17 protein-coding genes and 1 pseudogene are annotated in these 15,619 nt (G+C 53.3%); 7 read left to right on the top strand and 11 right to left on the bottom strand.

The genetic code is table 11. The features are described 5' to 3' along the window. Nucleotides 1-24 precede the first annotated feature (24 nt). From yigB to lptM, 5 genes are read right to left on the bottom strand one after another with little or no spacing between them, the layout of a single operon-like run. Nucleotides 25-741 carry a 5-amino-6-(5-phospho-D-ribitylamino)uracil phosphatase YigB gene (gene yigB / locus ACQE3Z_RS19790; protein ID WP_426975097.1) on the bottom strand — a complete coding sequence of 239 codons (717 nt, stop codon included), beginning with the start codon at nucleotides 739-741 and terminating at the stop codon, nucleotides 25-27. Next, nucleotides 741-1,649 carry a tyrosine recombinase XerC gene (gene xerC, locus ACQE3Z_RS19785; protein WP_426975096.1) on the bottom strand — a complete coding sequence of 303 codons (909 nt, stop codon included), beginning with the start codon at nucleotides 1,647-1,649 and terminating at the stop codon, nucleotides 741-743. Before xerC ends, yigB begins: the two co-directional genes overlap by 1 nt. Beyond that, nucleotides 1,646-2,347, bottom strand: coding sequence for a DUF484 domain-containing protein (locus ACQE3Z_RS19780; RefSeq protein ID WP_426975095.1), 702 nt, complete (start codon nucleotides 2,345-2,347; stop codon nucleotides 1,646-1,648). The genes xerC and ACQE3Z_RS19780 overlap by 4 nt, the downstream gene beginning before the upstream one ends. Next, nucleotides 2,344-3,168, bottom strand: a complete 825-nt coding sequence (gene dapF, locus ACQE3Z_RS19775; protein WP_250652782.1) for a diaminopimelate epimerase — start codon at nucleotides 3,166-3,168, stop codon at nucleotides 2,344-2,346. Before dapF ends, ACQE3Z_RS19780 begins: the two co-directional genes overlap by 4 nt. A 29-nt stretch (nucleotides 3,169-3,197) precedes the next feature. Beyond that, a complete protein-coding gene (gene lptM, locus ACQE3Z_RS19770) occupies nucleotides 3,198-3,422 on the bottom strand; it encodes an LPS translocon maturation chaperone LptM (RefSeq protein ID WP_250651134.1) in 225 nt (74 codons plus the stop codon). Nucleotides 3,423-3,590: 168 nt separating this feature from the next. Here lptM and cyaY (ACQE3Z_RS19765) point away from each other — a divergent pair, with 168 nt between their 5' ends. Further along, complete coding sequence (gene cyaY, locus ACQE3Z_RS19765) at nucleotides 3,591-3,911, top strand: iron donor protein CyaY (protein ID WP_426975094.1); 321 nt, start codon at nucleotides 3,591-3,593, stop codon at nucleotides 3,909-3,911. A 60-nt stretch (nucleotides 3,912-3,971) separates the two neighbouring features. Here the strand turns inward: cyaY (ACQE3Z_RS19765) and ACQE3Z_RS19760 are convergent, their stop codons facing one another. Both ACQE3Z_RS19760 and ACQE3Z_RS19755 read right to left on the bottom strand, forming a co-directional pair. Continuing rightward, nucleotides 3,972-4,400, bottom strand: coding sequence for a hypothetical protein (locus tag ACQE3Z_RS19760; protein WP_426975093.1), 429 nt, complete (start codon nucleotides 4,398-4,400; stop codon nucleotides 3,972-3,974). Further along, nucleotides 4,397-5,088, bottom strand: a pseudogene (locus ACQE3Z_RS19755) (hypothetical protein). Before ACQE3Z_RS19755 ends, ACQE3Z_RS19760 begins: the two are co-directional and overlap by 4 nt. 147 nt (nucleotides 5,089-5,235) lie before the next feature. Here ACQE3Z_RS19755 and cyaY (ACQE3Z_RS19750) point away from each other — a divergent pair. Then, on the top strand, nucleotides 5,236-5,517 hold the full coding sequence (gene cyaY / locus ACQE3Z_RS19750) for an iron donor protein CyaY (RefSeq protein WP_426975125.1): 282 nt from the start codon (nucleotides 5,236-5,238) through the stop codon (nucleotides 5,515-5,517). A 60-nt stretch (nucleotides 5,518-5,577) separates the two neighbouring features. Here the strand turns inward: cyaY (ACQE3Z_RS19750) and ACQE3Z_RS19745 are convergent, their stop codons facing one another. From ACQE3Z_RS19745 to ACQE3Z_RS19735, 3 genes are all read right to left on the bottom strand, one after another. Then, nucleotides 5,578-6,015 carry a hypothetical protein gene (locus ACQE3Z_RS19745; protein ID WP_426975092.1) on the bottom strand — a complete coding sequence of 146 codons (438 nt, stop codon included), beginning with the start codon at nucleotides 6,013-6,015 and terminating at the stop codon, nucleotides 5,578-5,580. Then, nucleotides 6,003-6,686 carry a hypothetical protein gene (locus ACQE3Z_RS19740; RefSeq protein WP_426975091.1) on the bottom strand — a complete coding sequence of 228 codons (684 nt, stop codon included), beginning with the start codon at nucleotides 6,684-6,686 and terminating at the stop codon, nucleotides 6,003-6,005. Before ACQE3Z_RS19740 ends, ACQE3Z_RS19745 begins: the two co-directional genes overlap by 13 nt. Nucleotides 6,687-6,879: 193 nt before the next feature. Continuing rightward, nucleotides 6,880-9,432, bottom strand: coding sequence for a class I adenylate cyclase (locus ACQE3Z_RS19735; protein ID WP_426975089.1), 2,553 nt, complete (start codon nucleotides 9,430-9,432; stop codon nucleotides 6,880-6,882). Between the two features lie 290 nt (nucleotides 9,433-9,722). Between ACQE3Z_RS19735 and hemC the strand changes: the two genes are divergently transcribed. Genes hemC through hemY form a run of 4 tightly spaced genes read left to right on the top strand, consistent with a single transcriptional unit; the run spans nucleotide 9,723 to nucleotide 13,760 of the window. After that, complete coding sequence (gene hemC, locus ACQE3Z_RS19730) at nucleotides 9,723-10,664, top strand: hydroxymethylbilane synthase (protein WP_085069454.1); 942 nt, start codon at nucleotides 9,723-9,725, stop codon at nucleotides 10,662-10,664. Beyond that, a complete protein-coding gene (gene hemD, locus ACQE3Z_RS19725) occupies nucleotides 10,661-11,407 on the top strand; it encodes a uroporphyrinogen-III synthase (RefSeq protein WP_426975088.1) in 747 nt (248 codons plus the stop codon). The genes hemC and hemD overlap by 4 nt, the downstream gene beginning before the upstream one ends. A 17-nt stretch (nucleotides 11,408-11,424) precedes the next feature. After that, nucleotides 11,425-12,567 carry a uroporphyrinogen-III C-methyltransferase gene (gene hemX / locus ACQE3Z_RS19720; RefSeq protein ID WP_250651140.1) on the top strand — a complete coding sequence of 381 codons (1,143 nt, stop codon included), beginning with the start codon at nucleotides 11,425-11,427 and terminating at the stop codon, nucleotides 12,565-12,567. Nucleotides 12,568-12,569: 2 nt separating this feature from the next. Further along, on the top strand, nucleotides 12,570-13,760 hold the full coding sequence (gene hemY, locus ACQE3Z_RS19715) for a protoheme IX biogenesis protein HemY (protein ID WP_426975087.1): 1,191 nt from the start codon (nucleotides 12,570-12,572) through the stop codon (nucleotides 13,758-13,760). Between the two features lie 616 nt (nucleotides 13,761-14,376). On the opposite strand, the gene ACQE3Z_RS19710 is transcribed toward hemY, so the two are convergent. Beyond that, nucleotides 14,377-14,745 carry a VOC family protein gene (locus ACQE3Z_RS19710; RefSeq protein ID WP_426975086.1) on the bottom strand — a complete coding sequence of 123 codons (369 nt, stop codon included), beginning with the start codon at nucleotides 14,743-14,745 and terminating at the stop codon, nucleotides 14,377-14,379. A gap of 56 nt (nucleotides 14,746-14,801) precedes the next feature. Between ACQE3Z_RS19710 and ACQE3Z_RS19705 the strand changes: the two genes are divergently transcribed. Next, nucleotides 14,802-15,518 (top strand): helix-turn-helix transcriptional regulator, encoded by a 717-nt coding sequence (locus ACQE3Z_RS19705; protein WP_426975085.1) that lies wholly within the window; start codon nucleotides 14,802-14,804, stop codon nucleotides 15,516-15,518. Nucleotides 15,519-15,619: the final 101 nt, after the last annotated feature.

Genomic DNA, 15,619 nt, shown 5'->3' with positions numbered 1-15,619 from the left:
GTCACTGGATATTTGTACAGAAGATTATATCAGCGCCGTCAGCGATGCCAACTGCGTAATTTCTACATGCGGCAATAGTCGCGCATCGTCAATCTGCATCAGGTTGCCCTCACGCAGATTGATCCAGCAGGCCTGCATACCGTAGCGCACCGCGCCAGCCACATCGGTAGTGAGATCGTCACCCACGTGCAGGATATTTTCCGGCGCGAGTTTTAATCGCTGCGCCGCCAGATGATACATATCCTGATACGGTTTCGCGCGCCCGTGCGGGCCGGCACGCAGCACAAACTGAAAATAGCGGTCAAGCCCGAACAGATGGGGTTCGGCGTTGCCGTTGGTTATCGCCACCAGCGGAACCCGCTCCGCCAGCGCCGCCAGCGCCACGTGCGTTTCCGGTGGGACATCAACCTGGCTACGCCAGTGGGCGAACACTTCCATGACCTTATCCGCACCTTCCTGCGCCTCGGCAGGCGTCAGGCCGATATTCAGCATCGCCAGTTCCACGGTGCGCCGCCGCCATTCCGTGACGTCATGACAGATATCAGGTTCCTGCGCCAGCAGTTGATTGCGCAGCTGCTGATAGGCTTCCACCGAAAAATCATGCAGATCGGGATGCCATGACTGCAAAAAGCGGTGCGATTCCCGCGTGGTTTTCAGGATCACCGGATGGTTGTCATACAGCGTGTCATCCAGATCGAAGGTAATCGCTTTGATCGGCTGCAGCCGACGGTAAAAATGCATCAGGATTTTCCTCGTTTGGCGCGTGGATGCGCTTCATCATACACTGACGCCAGGTGCTGAAAGTCGAGATGGGTGTAGATTTGCGTTGTCGAGAGGCTGGCATGACCCAGTAGCTCCTGTACCGCGCGTAAATCACCGCTGGATTCCAGCATATGCGTGGCAAAAGAGTGGCGCAGCTTGTGAGGATGAACGTGGCTGCTGACGCCTTGCTTAACGCCCCATTCGGCGAAGCGTTTCTGCACATTGCGCACCGAAATACGCTTGCCTTCTTTTGAGATGAACAGCGCATCGCCGTTGGGCGCGAAGCCTGCACGCAGCGTTAGCCACTTTTCAATCCATTCAACCGCTGTGCGCCCAATAGGCAAACGGCGCTCTTTGCTGCCTTTGCCGGTAACCCAGACTTCACCCGCTTCCAGATCGAGATGGCGCAGATCGATGCCAACCAGCTCGGAAAGACGCAGCCCTGCGCCATACATCACTTCCATCATGGCGCGGTCGCGCACCGCCAGCGGATCGTTTTGGTCAATGCTCAATAGCTGATTAACTTCATCGACATCAATATTCTTCGGCAGATGTCGCGGCGCGCGCGGCGTGGCAATACCTTTGGCCGGATTGGCCTTCAGCACGCCCTGGCTGACCAGCCAGTCTAAAAAACTGCGCAGAGCGGAAAGCCGCAGCGCCAGGCTCGCCGGCTGTAAACCGGCACGACGCCCTTTTGCCGCCAGCGACCGCACATGCATCGGTTCCAGTTGCGTCCAGTCAGTGATGTTCATTTCACTGACCTGTTCCGTCAGCACCGTAAGCTGGCGCGCATAGTTTTCATGCGTTAACGGGCTGAGCTGGCGCTCTACCTGAACATAGCGCAAGAAACCGTCCACGGCGGCCTGCAGCGGCACGATCGTATTCATGTGCGCGCTATCCAGCGGTTCAACAGTTCCGGCAGCATCAGCGCCAGATAATGCAGCAGCAGCGTGCCCTGTCCGGGCTGATAATGATGCATATCGCGACTGCTGAAGATCAATACGCCCAGGTCGCCACGCTCGCCAAACAGCGACATCGCCACTGAACCCACCGAGCGCGCCTGCGGCAACAACAGCAACAGCTCCGGCCCGTTCAGGCTGCCCAGATAGTGCTGCTCTTTACCCAGCAGCTGAATACGCACGGGTTCAAACGCCTGACGCGATAGCGCCAGTTGCGTAAAGCTCGACGGCGCGCCCAACTGCCAGCGGTCGCTGAATAGCCGTACATCCGCCCCGGCCAGGCCTAAATCACGCGCCCAGCGTTGCAGGCGGTTTAGCATATCCTGTAACGAAGGCGCGGAGGCCAGGTGGCTTTGCAGGCTAAGCAGGCGATCAAATAACTGGTGATTCGCAGATGCCTGCTCCATCAGCTGAGTAATCTCTTCTTCCAGCTGTTGAATATGGTTACGCTGCCGCGCCATATGCCATTCCACCAGCGATACGGTGCCGCGCACCGGATGCGGCACCGCCATTTGTTCTACCTGGCGCGCATTGCGAATAAAAAAGTCCGGATTTTGCCGCAGGTAGTCACCTACCGCTTCGTCGTTTAGCATCAGCTCTGAGGCTGTCTCTTCGACATTTTTCATAAATGAATAAACCCATCGTAAACATGCGTGGCCGGTCCGGTCATGTAGAGCGGATTCCCCGGCCCTTTCCAGGCGATGTGCAGCGTGCCGCCGGGCAGATCGACACGCACTTTTTCCGCCAGTAATCCCTGCTGTATGCCGCTGGCAACTGCTGCACAGGCTCCGCTGCCGCAGGCCTGCGTCTCTCCCGCGCCGCGCTCGTAAACGCGCAGACGGATATGTTCCGGGCTAACCACTTCCATAAAGCCGACATTTACCCGCTCCGGGAAACGCTCATGGCTTTCCAGTATCGGTCCCAACGTCTCCACCGCCGCCGTTTTGACGCTGGCAACCTGGATAACGCAATGCGGATTGCCCATAGAAACCACGCCAAACATCAGCGTCTGCTCAGCGACGCGCAGCAGGTACAGGTTTTCCGCTTTGTTGGCGCGAAACGGTACCTGCTGCGGCTCAAAATTAGGTTCGCCCATATTTACGCGCACCAGCTCGTCACTGGTGACGCTCAGCACCATACGTCCCGTTTGGGTACTGACCCGGATATCGCTTTTATTCGTCAGCCCTTTCAGACGGACAAAACGGGCAAAACAGCGCGCGCCGTTGCCACACTGCGCCACTTCGCTGCCGTCGGCGTTAAAAATCCGGTAGTGAAAATCAAGATCGGGATCGTACGGCGGCTCAACGATCAGCAACTGATCGAAGCCCACGCCCAGATGACGATCCGCAAGGCGGCGGATCAGCTCCGGCGAGAAATAGACATTTTGCGTGACGGCATCAACGACCATAAAGTCATTACCAAGACCGTGCATTTTCGAGAACTGCATTTTCTGCTCCGCCGGCTGGGCCATCATGATTACTGCGTCGCTTGCATATCCGCATCCGGGCTGGTCAGGTTAGTGTCCTGTTGGCCATCCGGCTGGGTCGCCGTTGAAGAAGAAGTGGACTGTCCGGCCGATGGCTGTGGTGAACTCTGTTTCGGCTTATCCTGCGGCGGAAAATAGAGCGGCCCTTTCAGTCCGCAGCCAGCCAGGCTGGTTAACGCCAGCGCCATTGCCAGCCGACAAATGGTTTTCTTCATGGTATTCCTGCTTATGATTGATGCATATTCATGGTTGCTTATCATCGCAGCTGACTTTGGAAAAGCAACAGGAAAAGGTGACGTGATGTGCTGCATCTCTCTCTTATCAGACGATGTTGCAACGGCTCCCGGCGCGCTATACTCGACCAAAACTTAAAGGAAGCAATGATGCAAGACAGTGAATTTCACCAGTTAGCTGACGATCTAATGTTAACGCTGGAAGAGCAGCTCGACGCCTGGGAGGGCGACAGCGATATCGATTATGAACTCCATGCCGGAATTATGACGCTTACGTTTGAGAACGGCAGCAAAATTATTATCAATCGTCAGGAGCCGCTGCACCAGGTGTGGCTGGCGACCAAAGGTGGCGGTTACCATTTCGATTATCAAAGCGGTAGCTGGATTTGCAACCGCAGCGGCGCTGAATTCTGGCAACTGCTGTCGGAAGCCTGTAGCGCGCAGGCGGGCGAAAAGATCACGTTGAGTTAAGCGCTTGCCGGGTTTGAGCCTGGGACGGTTTAAGAGGCAAAGCCCCAGCGGGGCTTTGTTCTATAGAGAATATTTGGTCAGAAAGATGATACTGCTCTCTGTATCGCGCCATATATAAATGTTGGGGGCAGTACGGCCATCCTTTTCCCAGCGTTGACCAATCTCATCGTCAGAGACATGCTGATACCCCAAAGCCGTCAGATACTTTTCTAATGCCGCCGTTTCCGTTGTGCCATTAAAGACAATACCGCTAATTTCAGGAGAAGGGCCATCCATCCGGCGAAAGCGAAAGTAATAATCATCAGTTATACGCGGCGCATTTTTGATATCTTCATCGACGAAAAGGTGATAAAGCCTCCGCTCGCTCTGTTTGAAGCCGGGATTCCGCTCTGCCTTATTTATCAGGCTGGTATTGATGTAAAAAAAGTCGACAACGTTAATTACCAGCACCGCCAGCAGTAGCATCAGCGCCCACTTAAGCCATTTCATTTTTTCTTAACGTCCCATCCAACGGTGACCTGCGCTCCGGCGTCGATACGACGAACGATATCAGAATCAAACTGGGTAAACGGCCTAATCGACATCATAAAATTCGGCAGCCTGCCTTTATAAGGAATATGAGGAATACGTGTATCAGCGGGATCCGGGAACAGCAGCGGGTTAAATCCTTTGTTTTTAAAACTGCCCAGCGCGCCATAGTAGTCCCAGCGCCTGAGCGCCGCCTCTTTGCTGACTATTTTCAGCCAGGGCCAGTAATTTTGCGGCCGCACAACTTTATAAAAGCCCAACAGATCTGAAACCAAATCCTCAGCGCTGAAGCCGCTGTCGGTGTACCAGCTAAAAAACGGCATCGACTGCCAGTTTTCGAACGCAATCGCCGTGTCCATCATCATCGCCAGCGTAATGCTGTGCCTTTCAGTAAGCGTTCGCCCTCGTTTGATATTCCAGCGTGAACAGCGGCCGGTGCTAAATGGCTGGTACGTCATTGTTTGCTGATACTCAACCAGATAGTAAGGCTGCCCGCTGGCCTCGCCCCTTTCCATTTGCCCAAGGCAATCCGTTATATCACCCCCACGCGCATGCCCTAAATCTATCCAGCCTAAAATTTCTGAATAAACCAGCCCAGTATCTTTTATCCCTGATGCCTGGGGATCAATAATATCCTACGTTTGCTCATAGCTATCCCTGCATGGTTAACAACAAGGTTTTGGCGAAAAAACAGCCTGTACTATGAGCAAATTAAGGGAGAAGCGCAGCCGCGCACTTAAGACCTGTCTCGAAAATGGGGAAGATAGAGCGGATTTCCCGGCCCTTTCCAGACGATATGCAGCGTGACACCGGGCAGCTTGACGCTTACGAGGGCGACAGCGATATCGATTATGAACTCCATGCCGGAATTATGACGCTTACGTTTGAGAACGGCAGCAAAATTATTATCAATCGTCAGGAGCCGCTGCACCAGGTGTGGCTGGCGACCAAAGGTGGCGGTTACCATTTCGATTATCAAAGCGGTAGCTGGATTTGCAACCGCAGCGGCGCTGAATTCTGGCAACTGCTGTCGGAAGCCTGTAGCGCGCAGGCGGGCGAAAAGATCACGTTGAGTTAAGCGCTTGCCGGGTTTGAGCCTGGGACGGTTTAAGAGGCAAAGCCCCAGCGGGGCTTTGGTTTATAAACTATATTTCGTCAACCGGATGATCTGCTGCTCTTTATTTTGCCATATATAAAATTCAGTTTTCCGCCGGCCCTCTCTTTCCCAGTGTCCGCCCCACTCATCGTCAGGGACATACCGATATCCTAAAGCCGTCAGGTAGTTTTCTAACTCAGCGGTATCCGTTGCGCCATTAAAGATAATAGCGCTCATTTCTGGCGAAGGACCGTCCATCATCCCATAGCGAAAGTAATAATCATCTGAAATACGCGGCGCATTTTTGAGCTCGTTATCAACGTAAGAGTAATAAAGCCACCAGTCGCTCTGTTTAAAACCAGGGCTCTTTTCTGCCAAGCCCATCATTTTACAGTCGGCTAAAACCAGGGCGATAACCATTACCACCGTTAACCCCAGCGTGCGCGTTAGCCATTTCATATTTTTTATTAACGTTCCCATCCCACAGTAACCTGCGCCCCGGCATCAATACGACGGACAATATCAGAATCAAACCGGGTAAATGGCCTAATCGACATCATAAAATTCGGTAGCCTGCCTTTATAAGGATTATGAGGAATACGTGTATCAGCGGGATCCGGGAACAGCAGCGGGTTAAATCCTTTGTTTTTAAAACTGCCCAGCGCGCCATAGTAGTCCCAGCGCCTGAGCGCCGCCTCTTTGCTGACTATTTTCAGCCAGGGCCAGTAATTTTGTGGCTGCACAACTTTATAAAAGCCCAACAGATCTGAAACCAAATCCTCAGCGCTGAAGCCGCTGTCGGTGTACCAGCTAAAAAACGGCATCGACTGCCAGTTCTCGAACGCAATCGCCGTTTCCATCATCATCGCCAGCGTAATGCTGTGCCTTTCTGCAAGCGTTCGCCCTCGTTTGATATTCCAGCGCGAACAGCGGCCGGTACGAACCTGTTTGTACGTCATTGTTTGCTGATACTCAACCAGATAGTAAGGCTGCCCGCTGGCCTCGCCCCTTTCCATTTGTCCAAGGCAATCCGTTATATCACCCCCACGCGCATGCCCTAAATCTATCCAGCCTAAAACTTCTGAATAGATCAACCCATACTCTTTTGTCCCTGATGCCTGGGGATCAATAATATCCTTACGTTTGCTCATAGCTATCCCTGCATGGTTAACAACAAGGTTTTGGCGAAAAAACAGCCCGTGCCATAAGCAAAATAAGGGAGAAGCGCAGCCGCACACTTAAGACCTGTCTCGAAAATTTACCAGGAAAAGGGCATTGCCCGGGATAACGTGATCGTCTGGCAGACGCCGGTCCGGGTGGCTGCAACAGCGTGATGCTACTGGCTTAGTAAACCTGGAAGCGCTGCGGATAGTCGTTGCTGTCCGGCTGGTTAGCGCACAGCTGGGTGAGAGTCTGGCTACGGAAGGGAATGACCTGGGTGCGATTATCTACGCTGACAATTTGGTAAAACTGCGGCAGGTTGAAATTAACGAAGCTGGAGCCGTAGGTAAAACGATCGTGCGAAGAGGAGTAGAAGCGGCTCACATCGCGCACCAGCTCCTCTTTGCTGCCTTCGCAGTGGTGATAAACCTCAATGCGATTGGCCTCATCCAGAATATAGATATTGAAGCCGCTATCGTTATTGGTGTCCTCAAAAAAGAACTGGATGATCCCTTCGCTGGCATAGCCATTAACCACCGGCGGCAGCTGAACCTGCTCGGTCTCAACTTTAATCGACAGGCCGTGCAGCTTGTTGTTGGAAATCGCGCCGTAAAATTCCACCGCGTTTTCCAGTTTCTGCACCGAGACGCCCAGGCGTTCAAAAAAGAGCCCCCATGTCTGACCGGCGACGCGCAGGGCTTTAAAGCGGCCCGGATCCTGACGCGTGCTGGAGAGACGCAGCTCAATGCATTCGGAAACCAGCTGCTGGACGCGCGTACGGATCAGCCCGCGCAGATGCTGGCTATAGCAGAACACTTCAACCGCATCGGGCGGTGCTGCATCCTGATGCATCTTACCGAGAATGGTTTTTAACGCATCCAGCATCGCCTGCTCGCCGCTGAAGTGCAGCGTACGCACTTCATTCCACGAGTTACGGTAAAGCAGGTCGATACTGCCGATCAGGCACTGCTGCTGCTGGCCAAAGCTGAACACGTCCAGCTTACGGAAATCAAAATGCACGACCTGATTACGGAAGGCGGCGGTCGGGTCATATTCCAGATTAACGATCAACGCCAGATGACGAATTTCGCACGGGCTGTAGAGCGCTTTCGCCGTAGGGGCCGGCAGCCGCAGCGGGAAATGGTGCGAAACATCCGCTACCAGCTCCTGCAACCGCGCCAGATCGCAGATTTCGTTGCCTTTAATATGCAGACGGGTTCTTTCCGTCAGTAAGCCGTTAAACCAGGCCCAGGCCACCAGCTTATTCAGGTAGCGGTTATACTCCAGCGGCTGATGGCTGATAATCGAACTCATATCCGGCGCCTGGTTATACAGATACCAGCCTGACCGGTTAGCACGCCCGGCCGGAACATGAATAAAGGTTAAATGCGTTTCGGACAAATCGGGCGAAATCTGCGGGTTAACCAGCGTCACTTTGCCCGGCAGCGCTTCAAAAGCGGCATACAGCTTACGCGTCAGCACGCCAATATCCTGCGGGCTGGCGCTAACGCTTAAGTTGTTACGGCGCGCAAAACGAATCAGATTGCGATAGCTCTGCATCATCGCATCCAGCAGTTCATTATGCGCTTCACGCACACGTTCGATTTTCCAGTCGGCCCGGCTATCGAGCACCGCAAGACGCGCCTCGTCCCAACCCCATTCGCTGACCAGCTGCGCCAGAATCTCGCGCCGCCAGCCGGAGCGATGCGCGCTTTCATCCTGCGACAGTTTTTCACAGACTTTCAGGTAAAAGCAGCGCCGTACCAGATCGAGTCGGGCATGATCGTCGATGCTGGTCAGATAGTGCGTTACGCGCTCCAGCATCATGCAGTAGGGATCAAGACCGAACGACACGATTTCGCCATCGTGCAGGCGCTGTTTGATATCCATAGCCAGCAGGCGAGTCTGGGGATACTCCCAGGAGTAAGCCTCCAGCAGCAGGGTTTTCAATACGGCTTTATAGGGCGAGTCGATGCTTTTATAGAGCTGCCACAAGCTGGCGCCAAAATATTCTTCGGCAGAAAGCGTACTTAGCCCGCCCAGGTCGAGCCATTCATTTGGCGTGAGCACCCCTTGCGCATAAAGCGACATCACGTAGTCGTCGTAATGCTCTTCTTCTTCACCCGGCACCATATTCCACAGGATGCGCTTGCCTGCCATACGCACGGCGGTACGATAAAACTCATCCAGCAGTAATATATGCTGCGTTGAGCCGCAATCTTCGCCGCCCAGGCTGCCACTTTCATTATGGCGAAAGCGATTCTCGTCGATCAGAAAGAAGCTGACTTCAACGCCCATCGCCGCGCACCACTTCTGCAGCAGCTGACATTTTTTCTGCAGCGCCAGACGCTCTTCACCATCCAGCCATGACTGATGGCAAACCCAAATATCCAGGTCGGAAGTGCTGTTCTGTCCAACGGAAGAGGTACTGCCCATAGAATAGAGGCCGGTAATCGGCATCTCTCCTTTGGGCGGTATCGCGACAGGCTGGCTCGACTTGCGTTCAATTTCCTGCAAATAATGCAGTTGGCTTTCATCGGACGTGTAGAAGCTGATGCCGTAGGGAACGTTACCTTCAAGGTAACCCGGCATCAAAGGATGATGATGATGTAATAGGGTTGGCAGCAGACCGTATACCTGCTGGAAAGCAGGGCCCATTGCAGCCAGTGCGCGATCGACACGCAGTTGGTTGATGGCATCCAGTCTCTGTTTCAGTGTCTCAATGTAGAGGTACAAGACGTCTCGCCTGATTGTCCCAGTGCTTATAAATAACCCTGTTTCCGTACTCCGCCGCTTCATTAAAAAATTTTTCGGGCAGATTACTGCTGGAAACGTGATCAATCTAACACCTGGCAGATTGACCGTAAAGAAAGTTGCGCTACTTAACAGTTTAGCACGCTTTATCCACCGATCGATCTGTCCTGTCCCTTTTACGCTTTCCTTTACTCGTCTAAAAATCGTGGAAACTGACAGCCTTCCTGTATCAATGATAGGATAATCAATGAACGATCAAAACGGTATCAAGCATGTTAGATAAAATTTTAAGAATTGCCACCAGACAAAGTCCACTGGCGTTATGGCAGGCACAATATGTTCAGCAGCGTCTGATGGCCTGTCATCCGGGGCTGCAGGTGGAGCTGGTGCCGATGGTAACGCGCGGCGACATTATTCTTGACACCCCGCTGGCAAAAGTAGGCGGCAAGGGGCTTTTCGTCAAAGAGCTCGAACTGGCGATGCTTGAAAACCGGGCCGATATCGCGGTGCACTCTATGAAAGATGTGCCGGTAGAATTTCCGCAAGGTTTGGGCCTGGTCACCATTTGTGAGCGCGAAGATCCGCTGGACGCCTTTGTCTCGAATCACTACGCCACGCTGGATGCGTTACCGCAGGGCGCTGTGGTCGGCACCTCCAGCCTGCGTCGTCAGTGTCAGTTGGCGGAGCTACGGCCCGACCTGACGATTCGCTCGCTGCGTGGCAACGTCGGTACGCGACTCTCAAAGCTGGACGCTGGTGAATATGACGCCATTATTCTGGCTGCCGCCGGTCTGAAACGCCTCGGCCTGCAGGATCGCATTCGTTATGCCATCCCCGCCGAAGTTTCTTTGCCTGCCGTGGGTCAGGGTGCCGTGGGGATTGAGTGTCGTCTGGACGATGAACAGACCATTATGCTGCTGGCGGCATTAAATGATGACGATACCGCGACGCGTGTAAAAGCGGAACGCGCTATGAATACGCGGCTGGAAGGTGGCTGTCAGGTTCCGATCGGTAGCTATGCCGTGCTTGAAGGCGATGATATTTGGCTACGCGGCCTGGTGGGTTCACCAGATGGTACATCCATGATCCGTGGCGAACGTCGCGGCCCGCGCACTCAGGCGGAGCAGCTGGGTATCTCCCTGGCGGATGAACTGCTTCAGAACGGCGCACGAGAGATCTTGCGCGAGGTTTATCAGGGAAATCCTCCAGCATGAGCATTCTTGTTACCCGCCCTTCCCCCTCAGGCGATGAGCTGGTGACGCGCCTGTGTGCGCTGGGTCATACGGCCTGGAGCTTTCCATTAATTGAGTTTTCCCCTGGGCGTGAACTGGCGCAGCTGGCGCAGCAGCTTACTGCCCTGGCGCCTGGCGACTTGGTTTTTGTCCTTTCTCAGCATGTTATGCATTACGCGCAGCCCTGTTTGCAGCAGACGGGTTTAACATGGCCCGCTTCGCTGGACTATTATGCTATAGGGCGCACTACCGCCCTGGCGTTGCATCGTGCGTGCGGGCAGAACGTCCTCTGGCCGCCAGAGCATGAAACCAGCGAAATGCTGTTGCAATTGCCCACGCTGCGGCGGCTGAAGGGTAAAAAAGCGTTGATCCTACGCGGCAACGGTGGTCGCGAACTGCTTGGCACCACGCTGGCGCAGCGCGGAGCCGAGGTTCGCTTCCTGGAGTGCTACCAGCGTTGTGAAAAGTTTTATCATGGCCCCAGCGAAGGAAAACGCTGGCGTGACCGCGGTATTGATACGCTGGTGGTCACCAGCGGCGAGATGCTGCAACAACTTCATCGGTTATTCCCTGCGATAGATCGTGAGGAATGGCTGCTGGGCTGTCGGCTACTGGTCGTCAGCGAACGTTTGGCTACCCTGGCCCAGGAACTTGGCTGGCGTAATATCAAGGTAGCTGATGGTGCTGATAACGACGCGCTGGTGCGCGCGTTACAAACAACTTGAAAATGGGATGTGCCACAATGACGGAACAAAAAGATTCCTCCGCCATGGTTGAAGAGACAACGCCTGCGGTAGAAACCACGACTCCGCCTGCAAAAAAACCGACGCGTAAATCATCAGGCCAAACCGGCACCGCGCTGGGTGCTCTGGCGATTGTAGTTGCGTTGGCGATTGGGGCTGGGCTATGGGTCAATGGGCGTCATCAGGCGCAGCAACAGGCGCAGGTCAGCCAGACGTTAAGCGAACAGATCTCCGCGCTGACGCAGCAAAGCGAACGCGAAAAAGCGCAGCTGAAACAACAGCTGAGCACGCAGAGCAACGAACTGCATACCGCCCAGGCCCAGCAGGCAGCCCTGAGCCAACAGCTGGATGAATTGAAAGAAAAAGTGGCCACCATTTCAGGTAACGATTCTCGAACCTGGCTACTGGCGCAGGCCGATTATCTGGTAAAACTGGCCGGGCGTAAGCTGTGGAGCGATCAGGATGTGACTACCGCAGCGGCGCTGTTGAAAAGTGCTGATGCCAGCCTTGCGGATATGAACGATCCCAGTCTGGTTCCGGTGCGTCGGGCTATTACCCAGGATATCAGCAACCTTTCGGCGGTGAGCCAGGTTGACTATGACGGCATTATTTTAAAGCTGAATCAGCTCTCTAACGGCGTCGATAATCTGCGTCTGGCGGATAACGACAGCGATGATGCGCCCATGGATGCTGACAGTAATGAACTTAGCTCTTCGCTGCGAGAATGGCGTCAGAACCTGGTAAAAAGCTGGCACAACTTTATGGATGATTTTATTACCATCCGCCGCCGCGACAATACTGCAGAGCCGCTGTTAGCGCCGAATCAGGATGTTTACCTGCGTGAAAATATTCGCTCACGCCTGCTTATTGCCGCCCAGGCGGTGCCGCGTCATCAGGATGAGATCTATCGGCAGTCGGTGGATACCGTATCGACCTGGGTACGCGCCTGGTTTGATACCAGCGATGCCAGCACCAAATCTTTCCTGGCGCAGCTTGATGATTTAAGCCAGCAGACGGTTTCAATGGAAATTCCGGAGTCGCTGGAAAGCCAGCCGTTGCTGGACAAGCTGATGCAAACGCGGGTGCGTAACCTGCTGGCGCAGCCCGCTGAACCGGCAGCACAGCCGCAGCAGGGAGAGTAACGATGCTAAAAGTTTTTATACTATTTCTGTTGCTGATTGCCGGTGTGGTTATCGGTCCTATGATTGCGGGTCATCAGGGCTATGTGCTGATCCAGACCGACAACTGGAATATTGAAACCAGCGTAACCGGCCTGGCGATCATGCTCATTATCTCGCTGTTGGTGATCCTGGCCGTGGAATGGTTGCTGCGTCGCCTGTTCCGTACCGGCGCTAAAACCCGCGGCTGGTTTATGGGGCGCAAACGTAATCGCGCCCGTCGCCAAACGCATGAAGCGCTGCTTAAGCTGGCGGAAGGCGACTATCGCCAGGTAGAAAAATTGCTTTCGCGCAATGCCGATCATGCTGAGCAGCCAGTGGTCAACTACCTGTTGGCGGCGGAGGCGGCACAGCAACGCGGCGATGAGATGCGGGCGAACCAGCATCTGGAAAGAGCTGCAGAGCTGGCGCATAACGATCCTATCCCGGTGGAAATTACCCGCGTTCGTCTTCAGCTGGCGCGTAATGAAGATCATGCTGCCCGTCATGGCATCGATCGTTTGCTGGACGTGGCTCCGCGCCATCCCGAAGTGCTGCGCCTGGCGGAACAGGCTTATATACGTACCGGCGGCTGGAGCGCGCTGATCGATATCCTGCCGGCGATGGAAAAAACGCAGGTGGCAGATGACGAGCATATTAAAGCGCTGCGTCAGCAGGCCTGGCTGGGTTTGATGAACCAGGCGATGGCGGAACAGGGTAGCGAAGGTCTGAAGCGCTGGTGGCAAAGCCTGACCCGTAAAACGCGCCACGAAACGGCGCTGCAGGTGGCAATGGCGGATCATTTAATTGCCTGCGACGATCATGATACCGCTCAACAGATCGTGCTGGATGGGCTGAAGCGTCACTATGATGAGCGCCTGATCCTGCTGATGCCTCGACTGAAAACCGGCAATCCGGAACAGCTGGAAAAAGCGCTGCGCCAGCAGATTAAACAGCACGGCGCTACACCATTGCTCTATAGCACCCTGGGTCAACTGTTAATGAAACATGGCGAGTGGCAGCAGGCAAGTGAAGCGTTCAGAGAAGCCCTGAAACAGCGCCCGGATGGTTTTGATTACGCCTGGCTGGCCGATACGCTGGATAAGCTGCATCATCCGGAAGAGGCCGCCCAGATGCGTCGCGAAGGTCTGTTGCTGACGTTAAAAAATAACCGCTAATAACAGCGTAAAAAAAGCCGGGATAAAACCCGGCTTTTTTATGCGTGCTGTAATCCGCGATAAAAATTTAGCAAAGCTGTTTTCCTGACGTGACGATTGCCGTCTTGTTGCCGGAACAGCATAAGCGATGCAGTACTCAGATAAAAAAACACCTGCCTAAAACAGGCAGGTGTAAAGATCAGGTCGGTAAGACAACCGGATTGGTACCCGACTCAACGTAGTGCCCTTAAATCCAATAAGGCGAACGATATTGGCTGGCTGGACAACGGGTACCCTAATTTGGCTCTGCATCATTCCTGGTTTATGAAGCCGAAGCGAACATAAGAGGTGGAATGAGCATCTACGCAAATAGTATTGCATAAGCTGTGCCAGTCTGCGCTGATCTTTTCCGTTATTGTCTATCTCTTTGAATCAAGAAAAAATAGTCTGACGCCCTGTTTTAAGCAGCATATCGTTGTCATAAACAGGCGACAGCCTGCCAATAATTTGTCTCCATTTTGAGACAGCCCACACCCAACCAAAAGAGTTTATTTATAATCAATAGATTATATGTCTCTAGTCAGAGACATACGTGTTAGAAACAGCAAGAGCAGCATACGCTTAAACAAAAACCTTGTTACGTATCCGGGATGCAAACTCTTAGTCGATGCCCATCCGGATCAAGCGCCACGAAAGTTCTGCCAAATACCGCATCTTTTGGTGGCTGTTCTATTTCCACTCCTGCTCTGACCCAGCGCGTATAGAGCGCTTCTACAGCCTCGTTATTCGTCACCATAAAACATAGCTCCGTGCGATTATTCTGCCCGTTTGAGACAAAATCTTTTGCCTGAGTCGACCATAGCCCCAGGCTCAGACCATTATCAAAAGTAAAAGCGGCCCAGGTGGGAAGCACGACATCCGCTGGTTTTTCAAAAAGACGTTCATAAAACATACTGCTCTGTTCCGGACTCGAAACATAGAGGATTAACAAATTTGGCATTACCATGCTTTAATCTCCTGACCACAGAAAGATATGACTATGCCAGGGAGCCATGACAGAACGTGTCAGCATCAGGACCAAAACGGGCTGAACGCCTGCTAAATCTTCTTCAGATCCTGCGCCGACATCGCTATCCGGTTAGCGGTAATCATCTTGCTCAGGAATTACATATCAGCTTACGCACCCTTTATCGGGATATTACTTCATTGAGAACCCAGGGAGCCGATATTCAGGGAGAAGCCGGGACAGGATATATCCTTACGGCAGACTATCTGTTGCCTCCCCTGATGTTTACTCCTGAGCAACTGGAGGCGCTGGCCCTGGGGCTGCGCTGGGTTTCGCTATATAGCGATGCGGCTTTAAGCCAGGCGGCAGATGAGACTTTGAGTAATATTGCCTCTGTCCTGCCCGCTCGCCTTCAACCGGTTCTCACCCATTCAACGTTGCTTGTTGGCCGATCCGAAAACAAAAAAGAAAAAAGTGAAAATTTTAGTACGCTGCGTATGGCTATCAGAAGAGGATTAAAGATACGTATTGGCTATGAAGATCAAACAGGCAAGCAAAGTGAAAGGACGCTTTGGCCTTTTGCATTGGGTTATTTACCAGAGAGAAAGATGTTGACCGCCTGGTGCGAGCTGCGTAACGATTTTCGTCATTTTGATATAAACCGGCTCGGTTTTGTGCAGATGCTGGATGCACGCTATCCATATTCACGGCAGCGGTTGCTGAAACAGTGGCGTCAGGCGGGTTGTGATAAGGTCATTGGGGATAATAAATAAAGCAGAAGCAGAAGCAGAAGCAGAAGCAGAAGCAGAAGCAGAAGCAGAAGCAGAAGCAGAAGCAGAAGCAGAAGCAGAATATCAGATACAAAAAAACCTGC

It is taken from the genome of Pantoea sp. FN0307 (assembly GCF_050113815.1).
Lineage (GTDB): Bacteria > Pseudomonadota > Gammaproteobacteria > Enterobacterales > Enterobacteriaceae > Mixta > Mixta alhagi.
The sequence above is the reverse complement of the archived record's forward strand: the minus strand, read 5'-3'. Positions and strand labels throughout refer to the sequence as shown.